Origin of the sequence: Parapedobacter sp., assembly GCF_035556095.1 — a bacterium.
Taxonomy (GTDB): domain Bacteria; phylum Bacteroidota; class Bacteroidia; order Sphingobacteriales; family Sphingobacteriaceae; genus Parapedobacter.
In genome coordinates this window covers 163,227-176,287 of the sequence record NZ_DATMFT010000022.1, presented here as the reverse complement: position 1 = coordinate 176,287, position 13,061 = coordinate 163,227, and the positions used below count along the sequence as shown (strand labels likewise).

Annotated in this window: 7 protein-coding genes; all 7 read left to right on the top strand. The window is 48.5% G+C overall.

All coding sequences use genetic code 11. The annotated features are described in order from the left end of the window. Positions 1-18: 18 nt before the first annotated feature. The 7 genes from VNQ80_RS14635 to VNQ80_RS14610 all read left to right on the top strand — a co-directional run bounded on the left by VNQ80_RS14635 (position 19) and on the right by VNQ80_RS14610 (position 13,011). Positions 19-2,544 (top strand): alpha-galactosidase, encoded by a 2,526-nt coding sequence (locus VNQ80_RS14635; protein ID WP_325639910.1) that lies wholly within the window; start codon positions 19-21, stop codon positions 2,542-2,544. A 156-nt stretch (positions 2,545-2,700) separates the two neighbouring features. Next, entirely contained in the window at positions 2,701-4,896 is a 2,196-nt protein-coding gene (locus VNQ80_RS14630) for an FG-GAP-like repeat-containing protein (protein ID WP_325639908.1), read from the top strand. A 54-nt stretch (positions 4,897-4,950) separates the two neighbouring features. After that, the gene (locus VNQ80_RS20915; RefSeq protein WP_349255657.1) at positions 4,951-5,118 is read left to right on the top strand and encodes an AAA family ATPase; all 168 of its coding nucleotides are present in this window, start codon (positions 4,951-4,953) and stop codon (positions 5,116-5,118) included. 252 nt (positions 5,119-5,370) lie between these two features. After that, positions 5,371-7,143, top strand: coding sequence for a DUF4038 domain-containing protein (locus VNQ80_RS14625; protein WP_325639906.1), 1,773 nt, complete (start codon positions 5,371-5,373; stop codon positions 7,141-7,143). Positions 7,144-7,175: 32 nt separating this feature from the next. After that, on the top strand, positions 7,176-8,396 hold the full coding sequence (locus VNQ80_RS14620) for a glycoside hydrolase family 99-like domain-containing protein (RefSeq protein ID WP_325639904.1): 1,221 nt from the start codon (positions 7,176-7,178) through the stop codon (positions 8,394-8,396). A gap of 307 nt (positions 8,397-8,703) precedes the next feature. Continuing rightward, positions 8,704-9,555 (top strand): fumarylacetoacetate hydrolase family protein, encoded by an 852-nt coding sequence (locus VNQ80_RS14615; protein ID WP_325639902.1) that lies wholly within the window; start codon positions 8,704-8,706, stop codon positions 9,553-9,555. 15 nt (positions 9,556-9,570) lie between these two features. Beyond that, positions 9,571-13,011 carry a pyruvate carboxylase gene (locus tag VNQ80_RS14610; protein WP_325639900.1) on the top strand — a complete coding sequence of 1,147 codons (3,441 nt, stop codon included), beginning with the start codon at positions 9,571-9,573 and terminating at the stop codon, positions 13,009-13,011. The last annotated feature ends 50 nt before the right edge of the window (positions 13,012-13,061 follow it).

The window sequence follows — 13,061 nt, the reverse complement described above, 5'->3', positions numbered from 1 at the left end:
ATGGGCAAATTGGAGAAAATGAAGCTGAGGTTAATAGTCATCGCGTTTTTGATAATCAGTTACTCGGTATCTGCACAGGTTACTTGGGATGGAAAACGGCTTACTATAGAAAACGAGGCGATGACCCAGGTAATCGCATTCGAAGATGGTAAAGTGATACCTAAGTCGATATGGAGCAAGCAACTCGGAAAGGAGTTACTTGCTCCGTCTCACCGTGTGCCTTGGTTTGAATTTGTGATTAATGAGCAGTTGGTGCATGCCTTGCAGCCTGTGTGGAAATATCGTGACCACGAGGTAATAGCGCTGGGCAACGGGGGGACGGAATTGGTAATACGCCTTTCGGGACAACGACAACTGAAAGGTCTGATCGTGGAAGTGCGCAAGCAGTATTTCCCTTTTTCTTCGTTGACTCGTGAAAAGCTTGGTTTGAAAACGGAAGGAAAGCACCAATTCAGCTTAAATAAGCTTGACAATAAACTTCATTTTGTCTTTCCGCAATATGCTTTTACGAGTTCAAGTGCGACGACTAATCTTAAGGAGACACGCATAGCGACCTATGCGCAGGAAGTGTTGCCCGAACTGAACTCTTCTGCTACCTGGGATCAACGGCACCGCGTAAATAATTTAGCATATTGCCATATGTTTGCACCTGACTCGCTATTCTTTTCGCTCAGTAACGGAGACTCGGCAAACGTCAAAGGACCATTCCAGACAATACGGATGGATGGATATACGCTTTTCAGCGCATATGAGCATGCCTCTCAGGACAGCCGAAAAGGTTTTGAAGCAATGTACCAGCCGTCGGAAAGCGGCCAGTTTGCCAATGATGGGGCGCAAGGTGTCGTCGGCGAAACCGATCTGGATAATACCGATGAGAGCTTATGGTTCATCGCTATGGAAACCAGGAAGCTGACTGATCACTTGACGCTCGGCACGAAGATTCGGAGAGGGGGATATTTGGAGGGAGAACGGGTGGATACCACACACCCATATGAAACGGCGTGGATGGCGCTGGCTTTTTATGAAAAGGAGCAGGACACCCGAGCTATTGTGCATCGATATATTATGGAACAGATAACCGACCACGAACCGGCACGCGTTTCCCATTTTTACTACAATACATGGGGAATGCAGCGGGCATCAGGAGATGTAAGGGCTGTTTTTACGGAAGAACGTATTAAAGAAGAGATCGGTTATGCTGCGGAGTTGGGTGCGGAGTTATTCGTATTGGACGATGGTTGGGAAGTGACACAGGGCGTATGGACTCCGAACCAACGGCTAACTAATGGTATTGAGCCGTTGATAGCTGAAATCAAAAATCGGGGTATGATTCCTGGAATTTGGTTGTCGCCCATGGGAATCGACGCAAAGGCCGACCGGTTTAAGGAACATCCCGAATGGGTGATATTGGACAAGAACGGAAATCCCGTCAAAGGGCAATGGAATCATCCGGTATTTGATATGGTGGGAGGTTTTTACGATGTTTTTGTTAATGATTGTAAATGGTTGATTGATCAGGGGGTTCGTTACTTTAAATGGGATGCCATCAACTCCTTCCCTAGTTCATTGGCAGGATTGGCTCATGGCGATAGCACATACAGTGCGCAAGAGCGCAAAGATCGGTATGATTACCTTCTTCCCTTTTATGTGACCCGGGCTATGCGAGCATTACGGGAATATCATCCGGATGTTGTAGTGGAAATTGATGTGACGGAGCCGCAGCGATGTATGGTCGGTTTGATGCCGCTACAGGAGGGTAAATTTTTCTGGATGAATAATGGCGCTTCGGGTTACGGCGATTACAGCACCTACCGAACCAAGTCTATGCGAAGTATTACGAATCGATTTGCAGGGGTTTTACCAAGCCAGGTATTCACATTTGCTGTTTATCCGCATAACGCAGCACCATTTTATGCCCAACGATACCATGTCAACACCGCAATTGTGGGAGGTAATGGATTTTGGGGGAATCTCAAACAAACCAACGAACAGCAACGCGCATCCGTCAATGCAACGGTTTCAAAAAGTAAACGGATACGTCCGCATATCGCTCAATTACCTACCCGCGTTTACGGACGCGTAGGCGAATCTCCGGAAGTGTACACTTGTGTTAATGAAGCAACAGCATACGGACAGGTAATTGGGTTTAGTGGCTCGGCGTTGTCTTATACACACCGTGTCGATTTAAATGATTCCCATTTTTTGGGCGTACTCAATCATGCCTATTCGTTTTCAGACGGGGTGCTTGAGTTGCCGTTTCAGTTCGCTATGCCGGATGATACGCGTGAAGCATTTATTTTGGGTAATGATGGGAAAGGTGTATCGGTTGTGTCTTCTACCGGATGGATTAACGATATGACATTAGCGGATAATACGTTGACGATTCATTTGGGTGCTGCGTCCAATTTGATTCTCAGATTGAAAGCAAAGGTGACCGCGGTGTCTGTTGACAATCAGGAAATTCCGGTTCCGCAATTATCGGATGACAATTTAATGCATTGTTCGGGAGCACCGGGACAAATTATTAAGATTACATGGGAGTAATCGTTTAAGTTTTGTATCCTGCAGTTCACAGATATACCTCATCAAATTGAGATATTTCGCGAAAAGCTGTTGAATTTCAACGGTGTGTATTGGTAGAAATAGCTTTTATATTATTATAAAATCACTATTGCCCGAGTAAAGTCGGCATTTGCGATTATGCGAGATTCAGTGAAAAAACTACAGACATTGGCTATTGTACTGTTAAGCGTAATTACCGGTGGCGCACAGGAGGTCGACCCGCCAAAAAATTCGGGGATATTTTATTCGACGATTTTTGCCAGCGAGGGGCCGGATAAGCGGCTTTCTGGATTTGGTCTCGAGGCCGACTTCTTATTTTTTAAGGATGTCAATGGCGATGGTAAGGACGACGCCGTTGTTTTTGAAGACGGCGAATGGTTGGGTGCTTTTTCCGACGGGGTGTTATTCTCAACACCAAATTTACTGCTCACTTATGACGCGCTTGATACAGGGAACAAGCGGGTGCTTATGGGTGACGTAAACGGAGATGGAAAAACAGACGCGATATTATTTGATCCGGATGATGGAAATTGGTACGTGTCGCTTTCAGAAGGCGATCGGTTTTCAGCGCCCAGTATTTGGTCGGTAGGCAATGGGGTAGGGTCAACCAAGCTGTTTTTGGCCGACGTAAATGGTGACGGAAAAGACGACGCAATTATTTATTTCCATACGGGGCTCGTTGGTGCATGGTACGTGGGCGTTTCAGATGGTGCGGATATGTTCGGTGGTTTTTCCCCTTGGATTGGAGAGTTTGGGCACACTGCAGACGCCCAATTGCTTGCCGATGTAAATGGCGATGGTAAAGCAGATGCGCTTGCATTTGAGAAAACTGCTAGCATATGGTCGGTTGCGCTGTCCACCGGAGCAGGGTTCACAGACGAGGGTATCTGGAAAAACGGGTTTGGCGTAGGAGCTGAAGAAGCATTCGCGTACGATATCGATCAAGATGGTAAGGCGGATATTGCTTATTACACCAATGGAAACTGGTGGGTCGCATACGCCCAAGATGCTGGATTTGCGGAAGCAGATCACCTCTGGATTGCGGGTCATCGTCCGGCTACCATGGTATCGCGGGGTAATAAACCGGCCCCGAAAGCAAGAATGATCGGTAAACTCAACGCGGGTGAAGTGGTTGCAACGGTGGTGTCTGCAGATGAATGGCTATCCTTGGCAAACACGGATAAAACGAAGACAAAATCGGCACCGGAATACAATACATGGGATGCATGGGGAAATGTATACACGCCTACGTTGGGTAGATATGATGCCGGTGATCCGGCCGTGCTTGACGAACAGATACGGTGGATACATGATGCTGGTTTTACCTACATCATGCTCGACATTACAAACGGCAACCATCCGTGGGTCGACAATCGTGCGAAGAAGTTGATAGAACGCTTAGAAAACTGGAATGCCCATCGCTCTGCAGACCAGCACCACATGTATTTCTGTATCGCTATGGGAACAAGTAGGGGATTGGACGATGCTGCGGCGGTTGTGCGGTGTGAGGATGAATCCAGACGTACGTGGGAGGAATTTTACGAACCGCATAAAGATGCTTACTATCATCAGGATGGTAAGCCGTTTATGGTGCACTTCGTGGAATTTCTGCCGAATCGGGCCAATATGCTAGAAAATGTCCAATCGATGCCGTTTTTTCAGAAGTTTACCGTGAGGTGGATGTTCAATCAGGTCAAAGACGAAGCGGAGTACAGCAATACCTATGGTTGGCCTTTGCTAGACAAAGGTGCTAATCCGGTAGGCAATGAAGTCATGGCAGTAAGCCCGGGGTTTTGGAATGGTGTGGGCAATTTGAATGATGTAGCGCGGGAACAAGGTGATTTTTACAGAAGTCTTTGGGTGCGGGTGCTTAAATATGCTCCGGCAAGTGTATGGGTAAATAGTTTCAATGAAAGTTGGGAACATACCAGTGTAGAACCTGCCCGCCTGGATGCATCTGCCGCTGCTGAGCATCCAACTATTCTTCGTGTTTGGACGGATTACCACGGACAGCCGATGGACGATTTTTATTGGCTCATGACCAAGCAGTATAATAGGCTATTTATGCACGGCGAACTGTTTGACGGCGGTTACTTACAGGAGGAGGAGAGTGATACGATATATGTAGTCTCGCGCGATACATTGATGGTCTATGGCAACGGGATGCCCCGTATGGCACCGGTACTGTTGGTGCCAAAAGGTTTTTTGGCAGACTTGGAGGCAACTGTCATTGATGACGAATTGGCCGTTGTGGGAAAGATAGAACGGAAGGAGGCAAGTGATGAAGAACCGGTGTCTTCCTGGGTGCATTTTGAAGAGCGTTATTCACAATAAGAAAATGCTTTATAAATTATCAAGAAAAAACTATAAGTCGATAAACCCAACTATATTTTTTTAGACGAAGTGCAAAACATTCCACAATTTGAAAAATTCGTGGACGGACTTTTTGCGTCAAAAAATACAGACGTCTACATCACAGGTTCAAATGTGTTTTTGTTGAGTGAGGAATTAGCCACATTATTCGTTCAAAGAATATTGGACTGCAAGAGAAATTGACACGAGCATAAAATATCTCCATTACGAAAATTGGAAAAAATCGCGACAACTATCCTAAATATTTACTCACGACAGATGGATTTACACAAGACCGAAGTGACGTAAGACACTTGAACGCTTTTTATTGGTTGCTCGAAACAAAAGAGGTTTACAATATATTCTTTGTTTTGGGACGCTGACGTGATACTATTATCCGGTCAGTAGTGATTTATTTTGTTACTTTGCGAATCGATATATCAGTTTAGATACATTATGAGACTAATCCGTTTTGGAACGCGAACACACTTTAAATGCTTCCGAGAATATTATAGGTGGGTTTTCGCGGTTGCCCTTACTTTTTCATCCTTTTTTGTCTCCTTAGCCCAAACCGATAGTTTGCCGCAGGTGGAAATATGGGAACGAATTGATTTGAAATTAACTAGTTCAGACAATTATGTAAACCCTTTTCTTGATGTCACCGTCGACGCGGTTTTTACCCACGAATCGGGTGCGGTAATTACATTGCCAGGCTATTGGGATGGGGGCAATCAATGGGTGGTCCGTTTTTCACCGAATAGAACCGGTAAATGGAAATATAATATTACAGCTAGCGACGATAGCAATAGTGGCTTACATAAGGCAGGTGAACTGATGGGGATTGTTAATAAAGGAAACACCGAGTTAGACCTCCGCGGCTTTGTACGTATTGCTGATAATGGCCGTATGTTTAGCTATGCCGATGGGCACCCATTCTTTTGGCTGGGGGACACCCATTGGCAGGCGCCCGATTACGAACGACTGGAAGAATGTAATGCATCGGATTGTGACGGGGCCTGCGGGAATAGCCAATTCAAACACTTAGTAAATAACCGTATTGCGAAGGGGTTCACCATCTACCAAACCTACCCGGATGCCGCAGAGAACGACGGCGGTGGCAACCCGCGACGCTATAACTGGTGGGACGATCGCACCAAACTGCTCAACGAGCCTGACGCGATCCGGATTAACCCAGCGGCATTCCGTGAAAACTTCGATGTGATGATGAATTACCTCGCCGATCAGGGGATGACGATTGCGTTGGGTTTCGGTGTACATCAGGCAAATGCAGATGCCATGCATGAGAAGACATTGTTGCACTGGGCAAGGTATCTGGTTGCTCGGTATGCCGCCTATCCGGTCATCTGGATCACTGCACAAGAAGTAAATGCCGTGCCAGACAATGGCGCATATGACAAATGGAAGAAAGTGGCACAGCTCATCGGCCGGCTTGATGGTTACCATAGGCCGCTTTCCATGCATACTGACCGTGATTATCCGGGTAAGTACCCCAGCTTCAATGAAATGAAAGACTTGGAATGGCATCAGTTCTGGGCCATGCAGGGCGGTCACCTTAAAGACAATTCGGCCGAAAACCAGACCCAAGCCTATTATGAAAAATACTGGAATGCGACCCCGAGGAAACCTTATGTCGAAACCGAAGCTAATTACGAGCAATTACATTGGCCGGAACCTATAGCTGCTGAGCGGGTACGTGAGACGGCTTGGCGGGCCTTACAGTCGGGTAGCTATGGGTATACGTACGGTGCTTCGGGAATATGGGCGATGAACTGGGAATCGGGCGACGGACAAGGCTGGGAGGCCTGGTCGAAGCTAAGCTGGTACGAGGCTATAGACCTACCTGGATCGTTCCAGATGACCTATCTTAAGGACTTCTACCAGTCATTGGATTTCCACATGCTGGTACCTCGGTTTGACGATGCCCAATATGTAACGGGTATGGACCAGGACAAGCATTTCCTCTCATCGGATGCGGACAAGACCTATGTGCTTTACAGCAATGCGAACGCTCCGTTATCAGGCGTATTGAAAAACTTACGTGCCGGCGCAACCTATACCGCGCTATGGTACAACCCGCGGAACGGAACCTACCGCAATGCTGCTGATGCGATCGTTACGCCCAACCGCAGGGGAGAGTATGTGCTGCCCGAGAAGCCGGACGAGAACGATTGGGTTTATTTGTTGAGGTTGAATGGTGATGAATATTAGTTATTTTTGGCAACACTTAAATAAAGATACTAATGAAGAATAAATGGAGTAGGTTGTCGGCGATATCTGCCGGGGTTTTGATGATGGCATGCGGCGCGCCGCAAGAGCAAAAGCAGGCGCAGGGCGATGAACTGATCGTGGCAGCCTATTATTTTCCCAATTACCATACGGGAGATGCGCGGCATTCCCAAAATCCGGAAAAGGGCCCGAATTGGTCCGAGTGGGAATTGGTGAAAACAGCCACTCCACGTTTTGAAGGCCATCGGCAGCCATTGGTGCCCGAGTGGGGGTACCTCGATGAGAAAGATCCGGCAGTAATGGCCAAGAAAATACAGACGGCGGTTGACCACGGGGTGAATTGTTTCATCTTCGATTGGTACATGTACGAAGATGAGCCGTTTCTTGAGAAAGCACTTGATGAAGGGTTCTTGAAAGCGGAAAATACAGATAAAATCAATTTCGCGCTTATGTGGGCCAACCACGATTGGATGGATATCCATCCGTATACGTATGGGGAAGAGCATAAGATATTATATCCCGGCAAGGTGTCGCCGGAGCGGTTTGAAGAAATAGGCGACCACCTGATCGAACGCTACTTCCAACAGGCCAATTACCTGAAGATTGACGGGAAGCCTTATTTTTCCGTATATGATGTGCAACGTTTTATCGAAGGATTTGGGACTGTGGAAGCCGCAAAGGCAGCCATGGATCGCCTACGCGACAAGGCCGTTGCTGCGGGGCTTGGAGGTATCCACTGGAATCTAGTAGCGTGGGGTGCTCCAATCCTTCCAGGAGAAGAGGTGCCTGTGAATACGCCTGGGTTAATCCGTGAACTCGGCTTTGATTCGGCAACATCGTACGTATGGATACACCATGTCGACTTGCCGGAAGTGCAGACCGACTACAACGTGGTGCGCGATGCGTATGTTGCACATTGGGAACGTGTAGAAGAAGAATATGGCGTACCGTATTATCCGAATGTGACAATGGGCTGGGATGCTACACCGCGATGCGATGTGAATGTTCCCTGGCAAACGGATGAGTACCCCTATATGAATACCATCGGCAACAACACACCCGAGAATTTCAAAGCAGCATTGCAGCTGACAAAAGACCGGTTGCTGGCCAACCCTGACGGGCCACGTATGCTCAATATCAACTGTTGGAACGAGTGGACCGAGGGCAGTTATTTGGAGCCCGATACCGTGAGCGGTATGGCGTACCTAGAGGCAGTGAAAGCAGTTTTTCGATAAAAGAATAAGGGGTTTGGCAGCCCTGTTCCAATGCCATAGTAGCTGATTCCACAAAGCAAATACGTATCAATATCCGCAAACCTCGTATGGGTTTGCGGATATTTTGTCATTTATATTTGTCTCCTGCTGTGTATTCACTGAAGCATAAGCTAACGAATACCATTTAGCACGTATTACCCTATCTTATCAAAACCACTGCTTATCTTACCATCATGGGGATAGGCCGATAAGTGTTTGCTAGTTTTGAGACGAATGATGGTGCTGGTCAATAATTATTTAGGAATCGATATATAAATTTATAAACATCATGAGATTAATCCGTTTTGGTAATCCTGGAGCTGAGCGCCCGGGTATTTTGGATGAACACAACGTAAGAAGAGACTTATCTGGCCGCTTTAGCGATTGGGACAGAACCTTCTTCAACGATGGTGGCTTAGAAAGGGTTAAGGAGTACCTATCAATCAATTCGCGTCCTACGGCCGTAGCGGAAAACGAACGGTGGGCAGCACCTGTTGCCCGGCCGGGTAAAGTCATCTGTATTGGGCTGAACTATTCTGACCACGCCAAGGAGTCCAATATGGAAATCCCAAAGGAGCCGATCGTTTTCCAGAAAGGAGCGAATACCGTAGTCGGACCGTACGATTCGATTATTATACCGCGTAGTAGTGAAAAAACGGACTGGGAAGTAGAATTGGGCGTGGTCATCGGTAGGGATGCACGTTACCTGCAAACCCAGGCAGAAGCAAAGGACTATATTGCGGGATACACGGTAGTGAACGACGTGTCCGAGCGAGCGTTCCAACTGGAGCGTGGCGGTCAATGGACGAAAGGGAAGTCGTGCGATAACTTCAGCCCCACGGGCCCTTGGCTACTCACGGCAGATGAGGTAGCCGATGTGCACAACCTGCGCCTGCAACTCAGCGTGAATGGCCAGACCATGCAGAACGGCAACACCAAGAATCTGATCTTCGATGTATATTACATTATTCACTACCTTTCGCAATTCATGACATTGGAAGCCGGTGATTTGGTCCTTACAGGTACACCAGCGGGTGTGGGATTAGGTATGAAGCCACCCCAGTATCTCAAGGTCGGTGACACCGTGGAGTTGGGTATCGACGGGTTGGGCGAGCAAAAGCAGGTGTGCGAACCGGCATAAAAAAGAATGGAATCCATGAACATCAAAAAGGTACTCATCGCGAATCGTGGTGAAATCGCTATACGCATCAGCCGCGCATGCAACGAGTTGGGAATCGGAACGGTAGCAATCTATACATTTGAAGACCGGTATTCGCTGCATCGGTACAAGTCGGATGAAGCGTACCAAGTGGGCGATGACCACGAACCGTTGAAACCGTACCTCGATATCGAAGCCATCATTGACATCGCCAAGGAAAGTGGTGCCGATGCAATACATCCGGGTTATGGTTTTTTATCGGAGAATGCAGCGTTCGCCCGCCGTTGCGCAGACGAAGGTATCGTATTCGTTGGACCAACGCCAACGGTAATGGATATGCTGGGCGATAAGGTGAAAGCCAAAGAAGTAGCCCAGAAAGCGGGCGTACCCATTATCGAAAGCAGCGATAAGGCACTTGATGGGGTGGCGGCCGCACTTGATGAAGCGCGCCGGATTGGCTATCCATTGATGCTGAAGGCCGCAGCTGGCGGTGGTGGCAGGGGCATGCGTGTGGTACGCAATGATGCGGAGCTGGAAACTGCATTCAACAGCGCCCGCAACGAAGCGCTCAAAGCGTTCGGTGATGGGACGGTGTTCTTGGAGCGATACATCGAAAACCCGCGCCATATCGAGGTACAGGTAGTGGGCGACCGCCATGGTAACGTGGCTCACCTCTACGAACGTGATTGTTCGGTACAGCGCAGATTCCAAAAAGTAGTAGAGGTGGCACCGGCTGCGAATCTTACCGACGGAACACGTGATAAGCTGTATGGTTATGCAACGGCCATCGCGCAACAAGCGGTCTACGACAACGTGGGAACGGTAGAGTTCCTGGTCGATGCCAATGGCAGCGTCTATTTCATCGAGGTGAATCCACGTATCCAAGTAGAACATACGGTAACCGAATTGGTAACGGGAGTAGATCTGATTAAAACGCAGTTATATATTGCTTCTGGCCACCGGCTCACCGACCAGCGGGTTGGCCTCGGCGACCAGCAGGCTATTCCGTTAAACGGCTTTGCTATCCAATGCCGAATTACAACGGAAGATCCTGCATCAGATTTTAAGCCTGACTATGGAACCATCATTACTTACCGCAACGCAGCTGGATTCGGAGTACGGCTCGACGAAGGGAGTGCTTACCTGGGGATGAAGGTGAGTCCTTTTTTCGACTCGATGCTCGTGAAAGTCAGCACCCATGGCAATACATTAACCGAAGCGGCCAAGCGGATGGATAGGGCACTCCGTGAATTCAGGATACGGGGGGTGAAAAATAATATTGGATTTCTGGAGAATCTTGTCACCCATTCTGTTTTCCTAGCTGGCGAAGCCACCGTGGGTTTTATTGCCGCCCATCCCGAGCTTTTGAAGCCCCGGGGACGGCTGGATCGGGGTACCAAATTGCTTGATTTCCTTGGTAATATATCGGTAAACGGTAATCCGGATGTGAAAAGTGCCTCACGGCCGTCCCAATTGGAGGTACCACGAGTGCCCTCGACCGATATACATGCGCCATACCCCGATGGAACGAAAGACCGCCTCACAGCGCTAGGTCCGGAGGGGTTTTGCGAATGGTTGGCAAAGGAGAAGCAGATACATTATACCGATACCACCTTACGGGATGCGCACCAGTCGTTATTGGCTACCCGCATGCGAACATACGATATGCTGAAAGTGGCCGCAGGCTTCGCAAAAGCGCACCCGCAGACTTTTAGTATGGAGGTATGGGGGGGCGCCACATTTGATGTCTGCCTCCGCTTCCAAATGGAGGATCCGTGGCAGCGGTTGGCGAAATTGCGGAAAGCCATTCCCAATATCTTACTGCAGATGCTGATCCGTGGATGCAACGGGGTAGGGTACGCTGCGTATCCTGATAATCTTATTGAAGCGTTTGTGGAGCGAAGCTGGGAAACCGGCGTGGACATCTTCCGGATTTTCGATTCGCTCAACTGGATGGATAACATCATCCCCTGCATCGAGATGGTGAGGAAGCGTACGGGGGGCATTGCAGAGGGGACCTTGTGCTATACGGGTGATATTCTCGATCTGTCGCGTACAAAGTACGACCTGAACTATTACCTGCGCAAAGCGAAGGATTTGGAAAATGCCGGAGCGCACATGTTGGGTCTAAAGGATATGTCTGGCCTGCTAAAGCCTTATGCGGCGCAAGAACTGATCGGTGCGTTGAAAGACACCGTCAGGATACCCATACATCTACACACGCATGACACGTCTTCACTGCAAACAGCTACTTACCTCAAAGCGATCGAAGCGGGTGTAGACGTAGTCGATTGTGCGCTCGGAGCACTTTCTGGCCTTACTTCGCAGCCTAACCTCAACGCGGTAGTCGAAATGATGCGCTTCCACGAGCGTGAAAATCCGTTTGATGTGGATAGTTTGAATGCCTATAGTGATTATTGGGAAGCCGTTCGCACATACTATGCGCCGTTCGAGTCGGGCATGAAGGCCGGCTCTGCCGAAGTCTTTCAGCATGAGATACCCGGCGGGCAATACTCCAATCTGCGGCAACAGGCCACAGCTCTCGGCCTGGGCGATCGCCTTACCGATATCAAACGTAGCTACGGGGAGGCCAATGGATTATTCGGCGACATTGTAAAAGTAACACCCAGCTCGAAGGTGGTCGGCGATATGGCCCAATATATGGTAGCCAATAACCTTACGGCGGAAGATGTGATGGCTAAAGGAGCGACCCTTTCGTTCCCCGATTCGGTAGTGTCGTTTTTCAAAGGTGATATTGGCCAACCGGAGGGCGGATTCCCAGTAGAATTGCAGTCGATGGTGCTAAAAGGACAGCAAGCCTATACCGAGCGACCCAACTTGCACTTGCCGCCGCTGGATATGGAAGCAGGCTTTAACGATTTCTTGGCAACATTTGGTGAAGATCTCGAATTTACCGATTATCTGAGTTATCAGTTTTATCCGAAAGTATTTGCCGATTATATAAAAGCGTATCGAAAATACGGGGATGTGTCTGTGGTACCCACGCGGTACTTCTTATACGGGATGGAACCGGGTGATGAAACCACCATCGAAATCGCTAAGGGTAAAACGCTGCTCGTAAAGCTTGGCTCTATTGGTCCACCGGATGCGGAAGGTAGACGGATTGTTTTCTTTAAGTTGAACGGTCAAACACGGAACCTCGAAATACACGATGCGAGCTCGAATGCAACACGGAAGGAAAACAGAAAGGCGGATTTGAGCGATGCCCTGCAGGTTGGGTCGCCGTTGCAGGGATTACTGTCGACCGTTTTTGTGGCTAAAGGTGACGCTGTAACGGTAAATCAGCCGCTTTTTGTCATCGAAGCCATGAAAATGGAGACTACTGTCACTGCTGCGGTATCGGGTAAGGTGAAGGAAGTCATACTTACAGCGGGAACCTTGGTAAATACGGATGATTTGGTGTTAGAAATGGAATAGTAGCTGACCGGTAACGGATGATACGTATCTTTAACGCGTGAATAAGCAGG